We start from the raw sequence: 18,135 nt of genomic DNA, 5'->3' as shown, positions 1-18,135 counted from the left end.
CCCCACCCCGGCGCGCGGCGGCCAAGGCCGTCGCCGCGTCGCCCGTACGGGCGGGCCCGCCTCCGGTTCGACACGAGCGCCTCCTCCGACCCGGGCTGCACGTACCGGACCCGTGGCATCTAGCGTGCTGGGCCGGTGACCCCGGGAGCCGGCCGACCGGCCGCGCGCGCGAACGACCGCAGGGCGTGGACGGTGGCGCCGGGGATGGGCAGGGCGTCGAGATCGGCGTCGGCGAGGACGCCGGGTCGCGGGAACATCCTGGTGAGGCCGTCCGGGGCGAGGCCGGGCACGACCGCGCCGTACCGGCCGGCGAGGTCACCCATGACGGTCCGTGCCCGCGTGGCGTCCGGTACCCCGTTCCTTACGATGTCGTGCACACCGTCCTCGAACGGATCCCAGCCACCGCACGTCTCCGCGGGGTCGTCGAGGGCGAACATGCGCCGGGCCCGGCGGACGTGGTGGATGAGGCCGTCCAGCCGGGGGAGATGGGCGACGAGCAGCAGTTCCGTCGGGGACCGCCGGCTGATCTCGATCATGCCGGGGTCGTGATCGACCCGGATGGTACGCCGATAGGAGCCGCCGCGGACCGCCTCGACGCCCGGTGTCGCGCGTACGGACAGGTGGCGCAGGGCAGCCGCGAAGTCGAGCGGCCTGTCGTGGACGAGCCGGATGGCCAGCCCGCCGTCGGCCTGGAGGCGGTCGGTGACCCGTCGCCGGGCCCGCAGCTCACGCGGGGTGCCGTGGAAGACCTCGGCGAGGACCCGGTTGAGCTGCCGGACGCTGCCGAAACCCGCGGCGAAGGCGACATCGGCGATGCGCAGGTCGGTGTCGTCGAGCAGCCGGCGGGCGAAGTGCGCACGCCGTGAGCGGGCGAGCTGGTCGGGCGTGACCCCGGCATGCTGCAGGAACACGCGCCGCAGGTGACGCGGCGACACGCCGAGCCGACCGGCGAGGCTGATGTCCGTCGCGCCGTCCAACGCTCCGCCGGCGATGAGCCGGACCGCGCGGCACACCAGCTCCGGCATGCCCGCGGACGCGCGGATTTCCTGCCGGTACGGGCGGCAGCGGTGGCAGGCGCGATACCCGGCCGCCTCCGCCGCGGCTGCGGAGGGATAGCGGGTGGTGTTCGCCGGGAGGGGGCGGCCAGGGCAGTCGTCGCGGCAGTAGATGCCGGTGGTCACGACGGCGCCGACTGCGTTCACCGATCCAGCATGGCACCCCGAAGCTGGCCGAATCTGGCCAGATCGGCGATCCGTGACCCGCGAGAATTCGGCCCATGAGTGCGGCATCGAACAAGCAGCTCGTCATCGACGCGTGGCGGATCTTCTCCACGCGTGACGCGGACCGGGTCCGCGACGTCTTCACCACCGACGCGGAGTGGCTCGCCCCCGCCGGCAACGCGACCTCCCTCGCCATCGACGGAACGCACCATCTCATCGGGCGTGAGCGCATCGTGCGCTTCCTGACCCAGGAGTTCGCCACGGTTTTCGTCGACGACGTGTCCATGGACTTCGGCGGTTTCCACGCCGACGGCGACACCGTGGTCGTCGAGATGCGCCTGCGAGCCACCCTCGCCCACGGCGGCCATTACGACAACGAATACTGCTTCATCTTCGAATGCGAGTCCGGGCTGATCAGGCGGGTCCGCGAATACATGGACACCCAGCGTGGCGCGGCATGGTTCCGCTCACCCGCGACGGTTCCCCCACGGGTTCATTCATCACCTGGGAAGAAGGGGATCTCGAGGTAGACACGATCGGTGGCGGCGAGGATCTTCGAGGCGTCGTCCACCGGCGGGTGGATGCGCCGGTTGATCCACTTCTTGACCTCCTTGCCGCCGGGTCCGGCAGCCTCGGCCTCCGCCACCGTGCCGAGGATCCGGTAGGCCGCCCCGAACACGGCGCGACGATGCGACTCCCAGTCAGCCTCCGCCACCGTGCCACCTTCGCCATCGAACCGTCTGTCAACCGAACGTACCTCCCGCGTAGTAGTCATCGCTGGAGACGATGAGACGGAGATGACTGATGGACGACGGGTTCGCCGAGTACGTGGCGCACCGCCATCTACGGCTGTGCCGGATGGCGTACCTCCTCGCCCGGGACTGGGGCACGGCCGAGGACCTGGTACAGACCGCGCTGGCCAAGGCCTGGGTGGCCTGGCGGCGGATCGAGGGCAACCCCGATCCGTACGTCTATCGCATCATCGTGAACACCCACGCCTCGTGGTGGCGCCGGCTGTGGCGCGGCGAGGTGCCGGTCGAGACCCTGCCCGAGACGGCTGACCCGCATGACCAGGCCGCCGCGGTGGACGACCGGGCGGCGCTGTGGAACGCCATCGGCACCCTGTCACCACGCCAGCGGGCGGTGATCGTCCTGCACTACTTCGAGGGACGGACGCTCACCCAGGTCGCCGACATCGTCGGCTGCTCGCTGGGCGCGGTCAAGAGCCAGCTCAGCAGGGCCCTGACCCGTCTCCGGGTCGATCCGGACATCCGCACCATGAGCCTGGAGGAGCTTCAGCGATGAGGCATACGGAGAGCAACCTGCGCACGCTCCTGGAGCAGCACGCGACCGGTGAGGAACCGGTCCCCCACCTCGACGCGATCATCCGGCGAGGCCGCCGTACCCGCCGGACCCGGCGCGCTCTGAGCGTCGGGGCGGCACTGACCGTCGCCGCCACCGCCGTATTTCTGACGGGCCCCATCCTGACGGACCGGTCCGTGGTGGCGGCCCAGCCGCCCAGCTCGGCGCAGGTCGAGGCGCCCCCGGAACTGCCGGAAAGCTTCCCCGTGGTGCTGGGAGCCGAGAGGTTCAGCCTTTCCCTCATCCACTCCCAGCGCTTCAACACCACGGGCGCCGGCAAGACCGTGACGTTCACGCCGACAAGTGTCTCCACCGGCTACAAGGTGGTCTGCGGCGATCCCCGGGCCTGGGTCGTCGTCTCGACCTCACTCAAGGGCGGTGAACGGGGCGGCACGTCCGGACGGTGCGGAGATGGGGTGGGAGGACACCACGACCGGCTCTCCGCGCCCTCCGGATGGCTCAAGGGCCGGCAGGCGATCCAGGTGTGGGTCTTCCCCCCGGACGCGCCTGTGGTCAAGGTCGCCGAGGAGCTCGGCCGCTGCCGGCAGTTCACGAAGTCGGCGACGTGCGACGAGAAAGCGGCCGGCGCCACGCTTTCCCGCCGGGACGTGCTCGAACGTCTCTCGGCGGAGGTCGGCGAGCGGTCCGGCGAGTGGGCGGTCGGCGTATACGACCACCCGGCCGCCGAGACCCCCGCGACCTTCGGACCCGTGCAGAGCACTCCATGACCGCCGGGCACGATGTCGAGCGGGCGGGTTGAGGTTGTGAAGAGCGGCGTCTGCTGCTGGAGCTGCTGAACGAGCCCGCCTACCCCGCCGACCTGGCCGAGCGCCTGGGCGTGACGCGCGGCAACGTCTCGAACCACCTGGCCTGCCTGGTGCTGCTGGTCGACCAGGGCGAGAGCGCCCCCGCCGACGAGGCCTGCTCGCCCGCCACTTCTGAGGAGTCTCGATGATCAGCCCCTGCTTCTCGCTAATGGCCATCGGCGGCGAACTTCACACGGTGACTGCGCCCGCAGGTTCGGTCTGGATGTTCGAAGATGTATCCGGCGCCCTGCACCGCGATAACACTGCTCCGGACGTTTCTGCAGGTCGCCGGGTTCCGGCCGCGCAGGGCTGCTGCGGCGCCCGGGACACTACCGTGTGCGGTACCTGTCGCGGGTGGAAGGGCTGTTGGTTCGCCCTTCCACCCGCGACCGTACGAGCCGGCGGCTCCTACGACTCCCGTGCGGTCGCGGTGATCAGGCGGCCTTGCCGCTGGCGACGTAGAGGTTCATGGCGGTGAAGTCGAGGGTGACATTGCTGGGCTTGAAGAAGCAGTGGAAGAAGGCGACTCGCGTGTCGAACCCCAAGGGGGCGATCTCGGCCCCTGGGTGATTCTCGCAGTAGATCCCCTTGGCGGTGATGTCGCCGAGGCGGAGCTCCTTCGGGTAGCAGGGGTAGGTGACGGCTGGGTGGCTGTGGGCGAACGTCCCGATCGAGCGGTCGAGGTCGGTGCGGACCCCCAGCTTCTCGGCAGTGTCCGCGAGCACGACCGCGGCCATCGTGCCGCCTCCGCCGAGGTTCACGCCCACCACCTGCTGGCCGGAGCCGGCGATGCTGCCCATGCTGTGCACATATTGCTCACGGGCCAGCCACATCGGCAGGGGCTCGGCACCCGCCTTGGTGGCGGCGGCGCGTGCCTTCTTGGCCGTTTCGGAGGTTCTGGGGCGCAGGATCAGCGACCGGCCCGCGTAGTCGAAGGTGGTCAGCAAGTGGTAGAACACCCACGTGCCGATCAGGCCGTCCTTGTCAGTGTCGACATCTGCGCCCGACTCCGTCGTCGACCAGCTCACGGGGACGTTGCGCAGTTCGATGCCGCCCAGCTTGAAGGAGTCCAGTATCCCGTAGTACATCCATATGCTGCCGTTCTCGTACTCGATCTTCTGACTGGCGACGGCGCTCAGCCCGGCTTCCTTGGCTACCGTCGCGCTCACGCTCAGATTCGGGGCGCCGGTGTAGAACATGAAGCGTTTCGGCGGTCCGCCGTTGACCGAGCCCTCTACCAGCGGAAGCGGGTCCATCTGCTGGAATGGCAGCCGCGCGATGTCGCCGTGGACCTGATAGGGCTTGCCGCTGAATGCCGCGAACCATTTGGCGTAGGCATCGTCGCCGGACGCTTTCCAGTGCGGTGCGGAGAGGGCGAACTTGTCCTGCCGGATGTAGCAGTCGGCCAGGAAGTAGTTGGCATCCTTGTCGTCGGGGGCCAGCCCGATGGCCATCTTGAGGTATTTCTCGGCGTCGGCGAACCTGTTGCCCAGGAGTCCGATATAGCCGCGCTGGCGGGCCGCCCGCACGTTCTTGGGGTCCTTCTTCAGGATCTCCTCGTACGCGCTGCCGGCCTGCTCGAACTTCCCGGCCTTGAACAGCGCGTCGGCGTCACCGTCGGCGGCCAGCGCCGTGGCCGCCCCGCCCAGCAGCGGCGCGGTCGCGGCAGCACCAGCCACCAGGGCGGCGCCCCGGAACAACGAACGCCGGTCCCATCCTCCGTCATCAGCCAAGACCTTCTCCTCTTCGTGATCACCTTCGGCGTGACTTTCTGTCCAGCGGGCGGTCAAAGCAGCTCCGGCCGGTTCCTCTCGCCCTGCTTGATGAAGGCGACGCCGCAGTCGCCGGGGCGCCACGATCACCAGCACCCGCGACACGCCCCGGGGTTTCACCGCGCACTCCGCGACTCGCCCGCCGGTCGACCCCGTCCACTCTCGACCGGCCGTGTTCCCGCCTCGTCCGCGCCGCGTCATGGTCGTGTCACGGCCGCAACCGACGATGACATGCGCCCATGTCGGTGGGGGTGAAGCGCGGGGTGTGCTGCTTCGTCGCGGTCTTCCACCGCGGGTGCGGCACGCGCTTCGCCGCGATATTCGACGCGCACTTCGCCGAAATCCACCGCTATGTGGCGAGCCGGTTGGGGCTGAGCGCCGCCGAGGACGTCGTCGCCGACACCTTCCTCACCGCGTTCCGTAACAGGTCGCGCTACGAGGCCACCCGCAGCGGCGTCAGGACCTGGCTGTACGGCATCGCGACCAACCAGATCAGCATGCAGCGCCGTGCCGAGATGCGCGCCCTGCGGGCGATGGGCCGCCAGTCGCCCGACCTCGCCGTCGAGGGACCGGAACACCGGGTCGTCACCAGCGTCACGGCCCAGGGGTTGCAGCCGGCCATCGCCAAAGCGATCACCTCGCTCAACGACGGCGACCGTGGCCTCCGCCGAGGTCAGGGCCGCGACGTTCCGTCTGCTCGCTGACCTGCCCGGTGTACGGACCAAGGGCGTCACGACCTCCGACGGCCGTAGCGGGATCGCGATCGCCGCGGACGGCGAGATACAGGATGGCAGCGCCGCCTTCGAGTACACGATCATCCTTGAGCCGAAGACCTACCAGCTCATCGGTGGCAGGCAGGTCGTCAAGGACGGGTCGTTCCGTGGGCTGGGGCCGGGCACCCCCCTGGAGGAGACCGACGTCTACACGGCAGGCTGGACCAGCGAGGAACCGCACCACGACTGATCGTCCTCCCGGCCTCCTGCGCATCAGCGAGAACGGCCCGCGCCCTTGACGAGGGCGGCCCAGGACCGCGCACTCCTCCCACGACATCAGCTGCGCGCCCAGCCACCGCGATGTCCCCGACCGCAGCTCGGCGGCCAGGTGAGAAACACACACACACCTCTAAATGGCGTCGCGCGAACATCCCGGACGATCCTGTGCCGCACCACCCTGCACCAGGCCACCGTCGCGTCGACGGTGACCGTACTCGCGCATCAAGGTCAAACCCAACGGCGAATGGCGTCGATCGTTGTTTCCGGTGAGGTGTTGAAGCAGAAACGAATTCCGGGAGTCGCCGCCAGAACGTTGATCAGCCGTTCGAACAGGAGGGTGTGCTCAGGGGCCATGCGCACCCCACCTCCGATCATGACCACGTCGAAGGGCCCCTCCGGCAACCGTTCGCGGACGGTCTTTTCTGCCTCGTCCGGGTCGGTGCCGACCATGCACGGCACCGCGTCGATGCCCGCCGCGCGCAGAGCCGCGTTGCCCTGCTCGATCCGGGCGGTGAGCGTCGCCTCGTCAAGGCCGGGGAACGCGGTGTAGTCGATCGTGCTCGGATGCAGGCCGATCGTCAGGATCTTGGTCATCTTCACTCCTACCGTGGGACGGGGCCATCACTGCCGAAGACGCCACTCGTCGGCCCGCCGGGGTCCAAGGTGGCCAACCTGATGATCGCATCGGTTCCCTCCTCGACGGTGTGGACACCCGTGTGACCCTTGCCGGCCAGGCGGTGGCCGGAGCCGGCCGCTCGGTCACATGCCGGCGATGAGCTTGTCCACCCGCTCGTCAACGCTGCGGAACGGGTCCTTGCACAGGACGGTGCGCTGCGCCTGGTCGTTCAGCTTGAGGTGCACCCAGTCCACGGTGAAGTCGCGCCGCTTCTCCTGCGCCTTGCGGATGAACTCGCCGCGCAGCCGCGCCCGGGTGGTCTGCGGCGGCACCGACTTAGCCTCGAAGATCTTGATGTCGGCGGCCACCCGCTCCACCGCGCCACGGCGCTGTAGCAGGTAGAACAGCCCCCGCTTGCGGTGCACGTCATGGTAGGCCAGGTCGAGCTGCGCCACCCTCGGCGAGGACAGCGGCAGGTCGTACTTCTTCCGGTAACGCTCGATGAGCTGGTATTTCGTCACCCAGTCGATCTCCCGCGAGACCAGGTCGAGGTTGCCCGTGTCGACCGCGTGCAGCGTACGCTCCCACAGCTCCAGCACCCGGTGCGCGATCGCGTCGCCACCGCGGCGGTCGACGAAGTCCTTCGCCTTCGACAGATATTCCCGCTGGATCTCCAGGCTGGAGGCCTCACGCCCGTTGGCCAGACGCACCCTACGCTGGCCGGTCATGTCGTGGGAGACCTCGCGGATGGCCCTGATCGGGTTCTCCAGCGACAGGTCGCGTATCACCGTGCCGGACTCGATCATGCGCAGCACCAGGTCGGTGGCGCCGACCTTGAGCAGCATCGTGGTCTCGCTCATGTTGGAGTCGCCCACGATCACGTGCAGCCGCCGGAACCGCTCGGCGTCACCGTGCGGCTCGTCACGGGTGTTGATGATCGGCCGGGACCGGGTGGTGGCGCTGGAGACGCCCTCCCAGATGTGCTCGGCCCGCTGCGAGACGCAGTAGACCGCCCCGCGCGGCGTCTGCAGCACCTTGCCCGCCCCGCAGATGATCTGCCGCGTGACCAGGAACGGGATCAGCACGTCGGCCAGCCGCCCGAACTCGCCCTGCCGGCCCACACAGTAGTTCTCGTGGCAACCGTAGGAGTTGCCGGCTGAGTCGGTGTTGTTCTTGAAAAGGTAGATATCGCCCGCGATGCCCTCTTCGCGCAGCCGCTTCTCGGCGTCCACGAGCAGGCCTTCGAGGATGCGCTCGCCCGCCTTGTCGTGCGTGACGAGCTCGATGACGTTGTCACATTCGGGTGTTGCGTACTCGGGATGGCTGCCCACGTCGAGATAGAGACGTGCGCCGTTGCGGAGGAAGACGTTGCTCGATCGGCCCCAGGACACGACCCGCCGGAACAGGTAGCGCGCGACCTCGTCGGGGGACAGCCTGCGCTGTCCCCTGAACGTGCAGGTCACGCCGTACTCGTTCTCCAGGCCGAAGATGCGACGATCCATTGCCTCACGCTACTCCCCCATCACGGTCTCGCCCAGGTCGCCCAGCAGCTCGCCATGGTGGATTTGTTCTTGATTGTCCCGTTGCCCGTTAATGCTGCGTTCAGCGCCTCCTTGGACACTCGCTGGTTAGCACCCTCTCCCTGCAGCACGAAAGGCATCGCTGTGAAGGACAAGAAGACCGAGGAGTCCGAGCACTCCGGGCTTTCACGACGCCGTCTGGTCAAGTACGCCGGTGTCGGCGCGACCCTGGCCGCGGCGGCCCCCCTCGTGGGCGGCACCCCCGCGCAGGCGGACGACGAGCGCACGTTCGGAAACGGCGGCAACAACGGGCGGATGTGGCGCGCAGGCGATCACCACATCCATTCGGAGTACAGCGGTGAGTTCGACACCAAGACCAACCCGCCCACCTTCCACAAGGGCGCGGACGCGGTCTACCCGATCGTCACCAACGCGATCATGGCCAAGTACTTCGGCCTGACCTGGGCGATGTGCACCGACCACGGCGGCCCGACGCACTCGAAGGTGAATCTGGAGCAGGCCTACCCCGACCTGCTGCGCTCGCGCGTGCTGGTGCCCGAGGTGCTGCAGTTCTGGGGTATGGAGTTCGACGCCCCGGCCCTGGACCACCACACCCTGATGATCCCGCACCACGGCGACGAGGCTCAGCAGTTGTTCGAGTTGGAGAGCCGCTTCGCCAAGTTCGACGCCTTCCCGACCGACCCGGGCCGCGACACCGAGGCCAAGATGGTGGAGTTCCTCAAAGCGGCCCGTGGCATGGGGCAGAAGCCGCTGGTGATCGCGCACCACGCGTCGCGGTCGGCGACCGGTTTGGGCGTGTGGGGCCAGGACACTCCGCGCGAGTTCCGTAACGGCAACAACGTGGCGCCCGACGTCTATGTCGGTTTCGAGGGTGCGCCGGGCCACCAGGCGGGCCCGCTGAACGGCGGCGCGCGCGGCGGGTACGGCAACCACCCGACCTACGGCGGCTTCGACCAGATGACCGCCCGGGTGGGCGGCCTGTGGGACTCGCTGCTGGGTGAGGGCCGGCACTGGTGGATCACCGCCACCTCCGACTCGCACGTGCACTGGACGCGCGGCGGCTCGGACTTCTGGCCGGGCGAGTACAGCAAGACCTACGTGGCGGCCCGGCAGGACTACGGCGACATCATGGACGCCCTGCGCAACGGCCGGATCTTCGTCACCACCGGGGACCTGGTCACCGCGCTCGACGTCACCGCGAGCAGCCAGGGCCGACGGGCCACGGTGAGCGAGACGCTCACCGTCAGCAGCCGCGACCGCAACGACGTCGAGGTGGAGATTCGCTTCCGGCCGCTGGACGGGAAGAACGGCAACGGCGACCGTCCGCAGGTGCGGCGCGTCGACCTGATCGTCGGCCAGGTCACCGGCGTGAGCGCCGACCTCGACGCCGCCACCAACCCCACCACCAAGGTCGTGGCGCGCTTCGGCCCGAACGACTGGCGCCGCCAGGGCCGCGACTATGTCATCAGGCACACGCTGCGTGAGGTGGGCCAGGACAGCTACCTGCGGGTACGCGGCACCAGCACCGACGAGATGGAGCCGCAGGCCGACGGCAAGGAGAGCCCGTGGGAAGACCTGTGGTTCTACTCCAACCCCGTCTTCGTCCGCGTCCGCTAGCCGACCTCAAGAACTAGACGGGCCTCGCCCGCGAGACCTCGGGCGTGAACATGAGCGTGGTAACTGGCGAAAGCGTATCGCCGGTTACCGGCTCAACCCCTGGCAGCCCGTGCTTCCCGACCAACTCCACGCCCTCGGCGCGGGCCTGGTCGACCAGTTCCCCATGTCCTTGGGGCTGCCTGTGCGCCACTGCGGCGTCCTCCAGGTCGATCTCCGTCGACGGCTCCTGAGCTTGGTGGTTGTCCCAGCCAGAGGCTGAACGTCGCAGCAACGGACCATATGCGGACGGCATCGCCTGTGACGCTCTAGTGGCCGAGGTTGACCTGTGCCCTGTGGTGGTCGCCTTTCTCGATCAGGTCGACGAGCCCGAGGGCGTAGTCCGCTGCGGAGATCGCGCCGCCGTCCTCGGGCTGAACCGCGACGTCGTCGCCGAGCCGATAACGGCCGAGTCGTTCGCCGGGCATATGTGCGCCGAACCTGAGCGCCGGGCTCACAAAGACCCAGTCGAGTGTCGCGGGCGTGGCCGGGAGGTCCTCGATGATGAGCGCCGCCCCGGCGCGGATCTCGTCGTGGAGCTCTGCGGGGATGTGGCTGAGGTCGGTGACGAAGCGATCCGCCCCGGGCGCAGGGCGCAGCGAGGAGTAGCCGCCGACGACGAACAGGGGTACGCCTGCGGCATCGGCCAGACGCGCGATGGCCCTGTAGACGTCGCGGAAGGTGCCGGCCAGCGGGCCGCGTGGGGCGAGTGCGGCCACTACGACGTCCGCGCCCTCGATGGGTGCCGAGAGCGTTGCTTCGTCGGTGGCGTCGCCTTGGACATAGGTCACGTTCGGGATCGGCGCGTCGGGGAGGGAGCGGCTCAGTGCGGTGACCTGGTGACCGCGAGCAGCGGCCTCCGCGACGATGGCCGAACCGGCATAGCCGGTCCCGCCGAAGACGGTGATGCGAGACACGAGATGCCTTTCTACGGTACGGGTGGCGTCGGACGACGCGCTGCGATTACCGTATGAGAGCAGCTCTCCATTGGGAAGAAGGCACCTTGTGGTAACCACCCAGGCCGAGTCGGTGCTCCGCGGCAGCCCCTACCGCGCGGACTGCCCGACTCGCCGCATCCTGGATCGCATTGGCGACCGTTGGACGGTGCTCATCGTGGGCGCCCTCTGGGATGGCAACGTCCGCTTCTCAGAGTTGCGCCGACGCATCGAGGGCGTCTCGCAGAAGATGCTCACCCAGACTCTCCGCAGGCTCGAACGAGACGGGCTCGTGCGCCGCACCGTCTACCCCGAAGTTCCGGTCCGCGTCGAGTACACGCTCACCGAGGCGGGCCGCACCCTGCGCGAGCCGTTGCGCGCGCTGGAGGAATGGTCGATCGCGCACCTCGGCGACGTGTCAGCCTCGCAGGAGGCCTACGACCGCGCGGATCGACCTCCTCCTGACTCCACGGATCGCGACAAGTAACACTGCGATATCGGCGCTACTTACTGCTGAGGGGCCACGGTGGTTTAGCGAACGACTTTTGGGTTCTGGATCAAAGGTTGTGGAGTAGTGGCGGCGTGTGATCATGGTCCGCCGCTTGGCATGAGGATTGCGAAGTCCCTGCTCCATGAAGTTGATCTCTAGGCAAGACCACTTCTAGCAGGGGCTTCACGTCGTTCTGGGACCTTCGCTCAATCCAGCGGACCGTCCAGACGATCACACACCGTGGCCGATTGTTACCGGAGAAGGCTCATTGTCAGGTTGCCGGCGCGTCCTCGATGATCCACTGGATCCCATGCGGGATGAGAAAGTCGAGGAAGGCGGTCGGGTGGTAGGCCTGGGCGGGTGCGAGTACTCCCGGCTTGGCGGGGTCGGCGATGAGACGGCGGGCGCTTTCGACGGCGATCACCGCGGTAGTGCCGTAGGTGTCGGGGCCGTGGACGATGCCGCGGGCGCGGCGGCCGTCGGTACTGGTGGCGTCGAGCACGTAGGTGAAGTGCTGGGTGCGTCGGCTGTTCTCATCGGGTCCTTCAGGCAGGCTTTCGATGATCTCCGGCGTGAGCGGGGTGTTCAGCTGGGCGCCCAGCGCCGCCTCGGTCAGGCCCTGGACATGCCGGACGCGGATGTGACGGGGGATGGTCACCACCTCCGACACGGGGAAGGCCATCACCGGGGTCGCCTCCGACTGTCCGGGCAGCGTGATCGCGGTGCGGCGGGCGGGCATGCCGGGGCGCCAGGCGCCGTCGTGGTAGGTCATGCCTCCCGCCTTGATGGCGTCGGTCGTTTCGACCAGCGAACGCAGCGAGCCGCGTGACATGCCGCCGCCGACGACCACGTGGGTGGTGACAATCTCTTCGACCGATTCAAGGCGGTCGGCCAGGATGTGGGCCATGAGGTCGACCGGGACGCAGCCGTCGTTGGCGGCGGGTACGACTGTGACCCCGGCGTTCTCCGCCTCCGTGGTGAAGGTGTCGAAGATTTTCTTGACGTAGAGCTGCTCGCCTGAGGTGTCGACGTAGTGGCAGCCGGCGGCGATCGCGGCGCGGACCACGGCCTCACCTGAGGAGGTGAAGGGTCCGGCGCAGTTGATGACGCCGTCGCAGCCGCGGAACGCGCGCACCAGCGCCTCATGGTCGCTGGTGTCGGCCACGCGTCGTTCCGCGTCGGGGAGACCGGCCGCCGCGGCGGCCTCCTCCAGGCGCGCGAGATCACGTCCGGCCAGGACCGTCTCGATGTCGCGTCGCGCCAGTTCGGTGAGCACCAGCTTCCCCTGGTATCCACTCGCGCCATAAACGGCGATCTTCATGTCATCTCCTCACGATGAGAGCTGCGCGGTTGCTCAGCCCACAAGCACAGTAAGGCGCTGATACAAGACGATTGAATGCGCGATACGCTCCGGAGTTTGCGTCATCGTCTTCGCCGAGGCCGTCGTTGGTTACACTGGCCGCGTGGATGTTCTGTCTGATGTGGTGAGTGCGGCGCGTACCGGTCGACCCCACTCGGGCCGGGTGACCAGGTCCGCTCCCTTCTCCCTGCGGTCTCCGGCGATGCTGTCTGCCGGATTCCACATCGTTCTCCAGGGAACGTGCTGGCTTCTCCCAGCGCAGGGTGAACCGATCGCGCTCGCGCCGGGCGACGTGGCGTTCCTGCCGCGCGGATCCGCACACGGTCTGGCCGACGACCCGTCCACCCCTGTAGGCGAGCCGCCCACAACGCTCACCGGAGTCCATGATGGCCGCGAGGACGAACCCTCAGCCGACCGACCGCCCACGGTGGTCATGCTCTGCGGCGCCTACCTCCTTGACGGATCCGGGCCACATCCACTCCTGAACGACCTGCCCGAGGTCATCCACCTACCGACGCGGGTAGGGCGCCACAGCGAACTCCGCGCCGCGATCGAGCTCCTCGGCGTGGAGTTGGACAGCGACGCCCGCCCAGGTTCCGACACCATCCTGCTCACCCTGCTGGATCTTCTCCTGCTCTACATCCTGCGCGCGTGGTTCGAACAGCAGCGCGTCTCCGGCCACTCCGCCACCGGCTGGGCCGCGGCCCTGCACGACCCCGCCGTCGCCGCCGCCCTCCGCTCCATCCACGAAGATCCCAGCCGACCATGGACCGTCGAGGAGTTGGGCGCGCAGGCACGCCTGTCCCGCGCCGCCTTCGCCCGGCGGTTCACACATCTGGTCGGCCAGCCACCGCTCACCTACCTGACATGGTGGCGGATGACCACCGCCGCCCGGCTCCTGCGCGCCTCCGACGCGCCCGTCAACACGATCGCCCAGCAGGTCGGCTACAGCTCGCAGTACACCTTCACCCATGCCTTCAAACGCCAGTACGGGTCACCGCCCGGCAGTTACCGGCACCACGCCGGCTGAAGCACAATCCCGCGTAGGGATCTTCGAGGTTTGGCGAACACCGAGCTGCGCAGGCGGCGTGAGGATGAAGGATCTTCCAGCTCTTCAGCTGGGCGTTCGTGCGCTCGCCGGGGCCGCGGAGCCTGGCGTGGGAGCGGTTGGCCTCGGGTCGGTATGGATCAGCATGCCGTCCAGCACCAGGTAGTGCAGCCCATGAGGCTCCCAATCCGGCGTTTGAGGAGCGGAGGCCGGCGCTGTGTTCGATGTCCTCATCGCCCCTACCCCACGAGCGGTCCGATCGTCCCCCAAGGCCGTCACAGACGGAGGAACGCCAGCAGCGCCGCCGCCACCTCGTCCGGTGCCTCCTCGGCCATGTGGTGGCCGCTGTCGATCCTGTGGCCGGTCACGTCATCGGACCATGTGCGCCAGATCGCCAAAGGGTCGCCGTACAAATCTTCCATGTCGTCCTGGGCCGACCAGAGGAACAGGGTGGGGCAGGTGAGGCGCCGTCCTGCAGCGCGGTCGGCGTCATCGGCAGCGCGATCCACGGTCAGGCCGGCGCGGTAGTCCTCGCACATCGTGTGGACGGTGTCGGGGTCGTGGATGGCCCGGTGGTAGTCCTCGTACGCCTCCTGGCCCATCTGCTCAGCGGTCGCGGTGTACCAGGCGTCGGGATCGGCGTTGATGACGCGTTCGGCGGGCTTGGCGGTCTGGCCGAGGAAGAACCAGTGCCACCAGGACGTGGCGAACCTCGCATCGGCGCGAGCCAGCGCCTCGCCGATGGGAATGCCGTCCATCACGATCAGGCGCGTGACCGCGCCGGGGCGGTCGGCGGCGAGACGGTGTGCGACGTACGCGCCGCGGTCGTGTCCAGCTACGGCGAAGCGGTCGTGGCCCAACGTCCGCATGAGGGTCACCATGTCGCCGGCCATGGCGCGCTTGGAGTAGGGCGCATGGTCGGAGGTCGTGGCCGGCTTGCCGGAGCGGCCGTAGCCGCGCAGGTCCGGGCAGAACACCGTGTGGTGCGGAGCGAGTTGAGGGGCGACGCGGTGCCAGGTCGCGTGCGTACGGGGGTGGCCGTGCAGGAGCAGCAGCGGGCTACCGGAGCCGCCGTGCCGGACGAACAGCTCTGTCTCGCCCACGTCGATCACGCTGGTCTCGAAGTCATCGAACATCCGTCGCTCCTGCCCAGAGCCGATGTCGATCAACGCGGGTGTTGGCGGGTCCACGACTGATGCGCTGGATCCACCGGAAATATATGCCGGAAAGGCCCGCCGGAGTTCGCCGTCACCTTCTGCGACGTCGGCTGGAGGATCGCCATCAAGGATGAAATGTCCGTATGTGAAAACAGGTAAATGCTGGGCAGTTGACGATCACCCGATTCGACTCCTCGGGGCGTGATCGCGAAAGGATCCCATGTGATGATTCTCGCCGAGTGCGCCTGCGAAGTTCCCGAAGATCTTCGTCTCGGACCTTGCGCCACACACGAGGAACTCATCTACCGGATATGGCTCGCCGATCACGCCCCCCGTCTTGCCGCTGCCGAGGGAGCCGAAGACCCCTTGGAAGACAGCCACATGCTCGCGGAGGCGAACCGGCTCGCCGACTTCATCAGGCAGGCCCGGCAGCTCGAAGAAATGCCCCGCGACCACGCCACCGGCGGCCGGATCCAGGCCGACGCCGCCTGACCCACCTCGGCCAGGAGCGGCCCGCACCGCCCGCGAGGTGATACGCACCTTGCACGAGTCGCCATCGAGCCGGCCGGGGCCACGCCGGCTGCCCGTCGTGGGGGCCGCGACCCGCAGGCGGCGCGGCCGTGCCGCAGGCTGAGTATTCGCGATCGAGCCGGGGACAGCGATGGCTGATCGCCTTCCCTCTTCCGACCCGGGGTCATGGAACACATCGACCGCCGGCTCGGTGAGTTGCCCTAGCGCGGAATGTCCTCTCCTGGCCCCGGGCCTGGCAGGCGGTCTCCAGGTGGGCGGTGGCGCATGTGCAGCCGCAGGCGTGAGCTTTGGTGGTGGCTCTGTTCCAGATCAACGCGGTCACACAGGTGCTGGATCACCCACAGGCCGAACCCTCGGGAGCCGGTGGGATCGATCTTGGCCGCGGCCAGATGCTCATCACTCAGCCGGCCTGCGGAGTCGACGATGTCCACGACGATCTCCTCAGCGCTGTTTCGGACGATCACCATGCCGACGGCGCCCCCGTGGTCGAGCACGTTGGTGACGGCTTCGTTGACCGCGATCACCAGATCCTCCAACCGCTGACCCTGCAGACCGCCGCGGCGGGCATGCACGCTTATCAGGCCACGCATGCGTTCCAGGTCTGCACTGATGGGAAACCGGAACTCGAACTCCATGTTCATGCTCGTTCGATCCGCTCAAGCGGTAGTGGGAGGAACACGAACCGTTCCCACTATCCCCGCAGGACACGGTCAGAGAGCAGGATACTGCCGATCGACCCGCTTGCTCCCCTGGTCGTGGCCGGTTCGAGCTGGAACAGAGACGTCCGAACGCGTTCGGCCCTCCGTTCATCGCACATACGATGGCGCCGTGATGATGCCTGCCGACAAAGACTCGGAATCTGTGACATTACGCCTGGCGACGTCTCACGTCGGCGACATCGCCGTGATCACCATCGAGGGATACCTGGATGCCACCCGCCGCGAGCAGTTCGCCGAGTATCTGTCCCAGGCCGGCCCGTCAATGATCCTCGATCTGTCCGGAGTCACGTTCATGGATTCGCGCGCCCTGGGCCTGATCATCCACCACTGGCAGGACAGCCAGGCCGCCGGTGGTGCGTTCGCCTTGATCGGCGTCGACTACTCCCGTGCCAAGATCATGTGGATCACCGGTCTGGCCAAGGTCTTGCCGCTGCACGACAGCCTGGAGGATGCGCTGGCCGCCCTGGCCTGACCAACGATGACGTCAGGCCGGAGATCGCTCGGTGCCGTCGCGGGCGAACTCGATCCTGACTTGGGCAACGCTGCGGCAATGCCGATCACCACCATGGAGCAGCGTTCCGGCGATGCGGAGCACTCCCAGGTTTGCCGCCACCGCGCCGGGTAGAGGAGCGGCCTTCACCCTCGACCCCCAGGGAGTCACCTTCATGACACAGCCGTGGACCTACCGCGAAGGCGTCATCTCCGACACCGGCCTGAGCCTGGTCGGCTTCGACGTCGAAGCCACCGACGGCAAGATCGGTTCGGTGGACGAGGAGAGCAGCGCGGTCGGCGACAGCTACCTGGTCGTCGACACCGGCTTCTGGATCTTCGGTAAGAAGGTCGTCATGCCCGCCAGCACCATCACCCGCGTCGACCCGCAGGAGCGCAAGGTCTATCTCGCCCGTACCAAGGATGAGATCAAGGACGCTCCCGAGTTCGACGAGAACACCTACAAGGACCCCGACTACCGCCAGCAGGTCGGCGACTACTACGGCCAATTCCCGTTCCCGCCCTGACCGCGTAGCCGTCCGGGCATCGACGGTCGGGCCGTGTTCCCTCTCCCTCAGAGGGCCGCGGCCCTTTCTTCTGCCGAGCTGATGGCCCCAAGACAGCGCCCCGAAACGGTGAGCCACGGTTGATGGCGAGGTTGTTCACCAGGCGAGCGTTCGTTCTGTGGTCCCAGCAGGCTCATCTAGCAGGAAAGGTGACTACTGTTCCCATCCTTCCTGGTACGTTGCTCACCGAATCCATGACTATTTCTGCCGCTTCCGAGCACGTCACCGGCATGGCGCTCGTCGGACTGGAACTCAAGCCCGGCCAGATCCCAGGCGGTCTCGAACCTGGCTCCCGGGTGCGGATCGTTCACACGCCCGAGGCAAGCTCTAACCGCCAAGGCCAAATCCTCGTGGAAAGCGCACTCGTCGAAAGCATCAACGCGCGAGAGAGCTCAGGCGGCGGCAAGGTAACAGTGCTAGTAAACAGTCGCTTGTCCCCAGACGTTGCCATGTACGCCTCCAGAGACGAGATCGCCGTCAGCGAGCACCTTCCCCGGCACGGGCCGGTCGGCTAGCCCTCGGCTGACGCGAGTCCACGAGCCGGAGTCCCGCGATTCAGGCATCACCCTTGCGAAGGCTCTCCCGGGGTGTACGCCACGACGCCCTTAACGGCAGGGCGGTCTGGGCGGAAGTGCGGAGCATCGCCTGTCCATAGAGCAGGAAGTTATCTTGCCGCACGGCTTCCTCGAAGGCGACGCGGTTCCCCGACTCATCAGACAGGTCCAGTACTGCAACCGGCACCAACATCAGGCCACGCCAGATCAAGCCGACTGGTGTCAGCACGGCTGAGCACAGCACCATGCACCAACCGAGCATGTCGTGGGCACGAGAAGACCTTGACAGTAACTGTTCGTGAGGTGGACGAGCCGGAACGCGAT

Annotated in this window: 22 protein-coding genes and 1 pseudogene; 13 read left to right on the top strand and 10 right to left on the bottom strand. The window is 67.8% G+C overall.

What is annotated here, in order from left to right:
- Nucleotides 1–119: 119 nt before the first annotated feature.
- Nucleotides 120–1,202, bottom strand: coding sequence for a helix-turn-helix domain-containing protein (locus tag ACFPZ3_RS32930; RefSeq protein WP_379518199.1), 1,083 nt, complete (start codon nt 1,200–1,202; stop codon nt 120–122).
- A gap of 74 nt (nt 1,203–1,276) precedes the next feature.
- On the opposite strand from ACFPZ3_RS32930, the gene ACFPZ3_RS32925 reads away from it, so the two are divergent.
- Nucleotides 1,277–1,750, top strand: a complete 474-nt coding sequence (locus ACFPZ3_RS32925) for a nuclear transport factor 2 family protein (RefSeq protein WP_379518198.1) — start codon at nt 1,277–1,279, stop codon at nt 1,748–1,750.
- On the opposite strand, the gene ACFPZ3_RS32920 is transcribed toward ACFPZ3_RS32925, so the two are convergent.
- Nucleotides 1,714–1,935: a hypothetical protein gene (locus ACFPZ3_RS32920; RefSeq protein ID WP_379518197.1), complete on the bottom strand. Its 222-nt coding sequence runs from the start codon at nt 1,933–1,935 to the stop codon at nt 1,714–1,716. The two genes, ACFPZ3_RS32925 and ACFPZ3_RS32920, sit on opposite strands and share 37 nt — an antisense overlap.
- Before the next feature lie 89 nt (nt 1,936–2,024).
- Here ACFPZ3_RS32920 and ACFPZ3_RS32915 point away from each other — a divergent pair, with 89 nt between their 5' ends.
- The 3 genes and pseudogenes from ACFPZ3_RS32915 to ACFPZ3_RS32905 form a co-directional block, all read left to right on the top strand.
- On the top strand, nt 2,025–2,525 hold the full coding sequence (locus ACFPZ3_RS32915; RefSeq protein WP_379518196.1) for a SigE family RNA polymerase sigma factor: 501 nt from the start codon (nt 2,025–2,027) through the stop codon (nt 2,523–2,525).
- Nucleotides 2,522–3,310, top strand: coding sequence for a hypothetical protein (locus ACFPZ3_RS32910; RefSeq protein ID WP_379518195.1), 789 nt, complete (start codon nt 2,522–2,524; stop codon nt 3,308–3,310). Before ACFPZ3_RS32915 ends, ACFPZ3_RS32910 begins: the two co-directional genes overlap by 4 nt.
- A 47-nt stretch (nt 3,311–3,357) precedes the next feature.
- Nucleotides 3,358–3,459, top strand: a pseudogene (locus tag ACFPZ3_RS32905) (ArsR family transcriptional regulator); the annotation flags it as partial.
- A 363-nt stretch (nt 3,460–3,822) separates the two neighbouring features.
- Here the strand turns inward: ACFPZ3_RS32905 and ACFPZ3_RS32900 are convergent.
- Nucleotides 3,823–5,121, bottom strand: a complete 1,299-nt coding sequence (locus ACFPZ3_RS32900; protein WP_379518194.1) for a tetratricopeptide repeat protein — start codon at nt 5,119–5,121, stop codon at nt 3,823–3,825.
- Nucleotides 5,122–5,399: 278 nt separating this feature from the next.
- On the opposite strand from ACFPZ3_RS32900, the gene ACFPZ3_RS32895 reads away from it, so the two are divergent.
- The gene (locus ACFPZ3_RS32895) at nt 5,400–5,864 is read left to right on the top strand and encodes an RNA polymerase sigma factor (RefSeq protein WP_379518193.1); all 465 of its coding nucleotides are present in this window, start codon (nt 5,400–5,402) and stop codon (nt 5,862–5,864) included.
- Complete coding sequence (locus ACFPZ3_RS32890) at nt 5,818–6,123, top strand: hypothetical protein (protein ID WP_379518192.1); 306 nt, start codon at nt 5,818–5,820, stop codon at nt 6,121–6,123. Before ACFPZ3_RS32895 ends, ACFPZ3_RS32890 begins: the two co-directional genes overlap by 47 nt.
- Before the next feature lie 257 nt (nt 6,124–6,380).
- On the opposite strand, the gene ACFPZ3_RS32885 is transcribed toward ACFPZ3_RS32890, so the two are convergent.
- Together ACFPZ3_RS32885 and pafA are read right to left on the bottom strand one after the other, a co-directional pair.
- Nucleotides 6,381–6,746, bottom strand: a complete 366-nt coding sequence (locus ACFPZ3_RS32885) for a hypothetical protein (RefSeq protein WP_379518191.1) — start codon at nt 6,744–6,746, stop codon at nt 6,381–6,383.
- A gap of 165 nt (nt 6,747–6,911) precedes the next feature.
- The gene (pafA, locus tag ACFPZ3_RS32880; RefSeq protein ID WP_379518190.1) at nt 6,912–8,270 is read right to left on the bottom strand and encodes a Pup--protein ligase; all 1,359 of its coding nucleotides are present in this window, start codon (nt 8,268–8,270) and stop codon (nt 6,912–6,914) included.
- Nucleotides 8,271–8,432: 162 nt separating this feature from the next.
- On the opposite strand from pafA, the gene ACFPZ3_RS32875 reads away from it, so the two are divergent.
- The gene (locus ACFPZ3_RS32875) at nt 8,433–9,926 is read left to right on the top strand and encodes a CehA/McbA family metallohydrolase domain-containing protein (RefSeq protein ID WP_379518189.1); all 1,494 of its coding nucleotides are present in this window, start codon (nt 8,433–8,435) and stop codon (nt 9,924–9,926) included.
- 305 nt (nt 9,927–10,231) lie between these two features.
- On the opposite strand, the gene ACFPZ3_RS32870 is transcribed toward ACFPZ3_RS32875, so the two are convergent.
- Nucleotides 10,232–10,879, bottom strand: coding sequence for an NAD(P)-dependent oxidoreductase (locus tag ACFPZ3_RS32870; protein ID WP_379518188.1), 648 nt, complete (start codon nt 10,877–10,879; stop codon nt 10,232–10,234).
- A gap of 88 nt (nt 10,880–10,967) precedes the next feature.
- On the opposite strand from ACFPZ3_RS32870, the gene ACFPZ3_RS32865 reads away from it, so the two are divergent.
- The gene (locus ACFPZ3_RS32865; RefSeq protein WP_379518187.1) at nt 10,968–11,384 is read left to right on the top strand and encodes a winged helix-turn-helix transcriptional regulator; all 417 of its coding nucleotides are present in this window, start codon (nt 10,968–10,970) and stop codon (nt 11,382–11,384) included.
- Between the two features lie 274 nt (nt 11,385–11,658).
- Here the strand turns inward: ACFPZ3_RS32865 and ACFPZ3_RS32860 are convergent, their stop codons facing one another.
- Complete coding sequence (locus ACFPZ3_RS32860) at nt 11,659–12,708, bottom strand: saccharopine dehydrogenase family protein (RefSeq protein ID WP_379518186.1); 1,050 nt, start codon at nt 12,706–12,708, stop codon at nt 11,659–11,661.
- Between the two features lie 142 nt (nt 12,709–12,850).
- Here ACFPZ3_RS32860 and ACFPZ3_RS32855 point away from each other — a divergent pair, with 142 nt between their 5' ends.
- Nucleotides 12,851–13,777, top strand: a complete 927-nt coding sequence (locus tag ACFPZ3_RS32855) for an AraC family transcriptional regulator (RefSeq protein WP_379518185.1) — start codon at nt 12,851–12,853, stop codon at nt 13,775–13,777.
- Nucleotides 13,778–14,070: 293 nt separating this feature from the next.
- Here ACFPZ3_RS32855 and ACFPZ3_RS32850 read toward each other — a convergent pair whose 3' ends face one another.
- Nucleotides 14,071–14,931 (bottom strand): alpha/beta fold hydrolase, encoded by an 861-nt coding sequence (locus tag ACFPZ3_RS32850; protein WP_379518184.1) that lies wholly within the window; start codon nt 14,929–14,931, stop codon nt 14,071–14,073.
- Between the two features lie 246 nt (nt 14,932–15,177).
- On the opposite strand from ACFPZ3_RS32850, the gene ACFPZ3_RS32845 reads away from it, so the two are divergent.
- Entirely contained in the window at nt 15,178–15,444 is a 267-nt protein-coding gene (locus tag ACFPZ3_RS32845; protein WP_379518183.1) for a hypothetical protein, read from the top strand.
- Between the two features lie 239 nt (nt 15,445–15,683).
- Here ACFPZ3_RS32845 and ACFPZ3_RS32840 read toward each other — a convergent pair whose 3' ends face one another.
- Nucleotides 15,684–16,118 (bottom strand): ATP-binding protein, encoded by a 435-nt coding sequence (locus ACFPZ3_RS32840; RefSeq protein WP_379518182.1) that lies wholly within the window; start codon nt 16,116–16,118, stop codon nt 15,684–15,686.
- 196 nt (nt 16,119–16,314) lie between these two features.
- On the opposite strand from ACFPZ3_RS32840, the gene ACFPZ3_RS32835 reads away from it, so the two are divergent.
- From ACFPZ3_RS32835 to ACFPZ3_RS32825, 3 genes are all read left to right on the top strand, one after another.
- The gene (locus ACFPZ3_RS32835) at nt 16,315–16,674 is read left to right on the top strand and encodes an STAS domain-containing protein (protein WP_379518250.1); all 360 of its coding nucleotides are present in this window, start codon (nt 16,315–16,317) and stop codon (nt 16,672–16,674) included.
- A 193-nt stretch (nt 16,675–16,867) separates the two neighbouring features.
- Entirely contained in the window at nt 16,868–17,218 is a 351-nt protein-coding gene (locus tag ACFPZ3_RS32830) for a PRC-barrel domain containing protein (protein WP_379518181.1), read from the top strand.
- Between the two features lie 218 nt (nt 17,219–17,436).
- A complete protein-coding gene (locus ACFPZ3_RS32825) occupies nt 17,437–17,772 on the top strand; it encodes a hypothetical protein (RefSeq protein WP_379518180.1) in 336 nt (111 codons plus the stop codon).
- 40 nt (nt 17,773–17,812) lie between these two features.
- Here the strand turns inward: ACFPZ3_RS32825 and ACFPZ3_RS32820 are convergent, their stop codons facing one another.
- Nucleotides 17,813–18,040, bottom strand: a complete 228-nt coding sequence (locus ACFPZ3_RS32820; protein ID WP_379518179.1) for a hypothetical protein — start codon at nt 18,038–18,040, stop codon at nt 17,813–17,815.
- Nucleotides 18,041–18,135 lie beyond the last annotated feature (95 nt).

The sequence above is a fragment of the Nonomuraea insulae genome (genome assembly GCF_042656245.1).
Note: the sequence above shows the minus strand (reverse complement) of the source record. Positions and strands in the feature narration are given on the sequence as shown.

Bases quoted from the DNA above. Each gene is read 5' to 3' on its own strand.
- ACFPZ3_RS32925 (WP_379518198.1), top strand. From the start codon at position 1,277: ATGAGTGCGGCATCGAACAAGCAGCTCGTCATCGACGCGTGGCGGATC.
- ACFPZ3_RS32915 (WP_379518196.1), top strand. From the start codon at position 2,025: ATGGACGACGGGTTCGCCGAGTACGTGGCGCACCGCCATCTACGGCTG.
- ACFPZ3_RS32910 (WP_379518195.1), top strand. From the start codon at position 2,522: ATGAGGCATACGGAGAGCAACCTGCGCACGCTCCTGGAGCAGCACGCG.
- ACFPZ3_RS32895 (WP_379518193.1), top strand. From the start codon at position 5,400: ATGTCGGTGGGGGTGAAGCGCGGGGTGTGCTGCTTCGTCGCGGTCTTC.
- ACFPZ3_RS32885 (WP_379518191.1), bottom strand. From the start codon at position 6,746: ATGACCAAGATCCTGACGATCGGCCTGCATCCGAGCACGATCGACTAC.
- pafA (WP_379518190.1), bottom strand. From the start codon at position 8,270: ATGGATCGTCGCATCTTCGGCCTGGAGAACGAGTACGGCGTGACCTGC.
- ACFPZ3_RS32860 (WP_379518186.1), bottom strand. From the start codon at position 12,708: ATGAAGATCGCCGTTTATGGCGCGAGTGGATACCAGGGGAAGCTGGTG.
- ACFPZ3_RS32850 (WP_379518184.1), bottom strand. From the start codon at position 14,931: ATGTTCGATGACTTCGAGACCAGCGTGATCGACGTGGGCGAGACAGAG.
- ACFPZ3_RS32845 (WP_379518183.1), top strand. From the start codon at position 15,178: ATGATTCTCGCCGAGTGCGCCTGCGAAGTTCCCGAAGATCTTCGTCTC.
- ACFPZ3_RS32840 (WP_379518182.1), bottom strand. From the start codon at position 16,118: ATGGAGTTCGAGTTCCGGTTTCCCATCAGTGCAGACCTGGAACGCATG.
- ACFPZ3_RS32835 (WP_379518250.1), top strand. From the start codon at position 16,315: ATGATGCCTGCCGACAAAGACTCGGAATCTGTGACATTACGCCTGGCG.
- ACFPZ3_RS32830 (WP_379518181.1), top strand. From the start codon at position 16,868: ATGACACAGCCGTGGACCTACCGCGAAGGCGTCATCTCCGACACCGGC.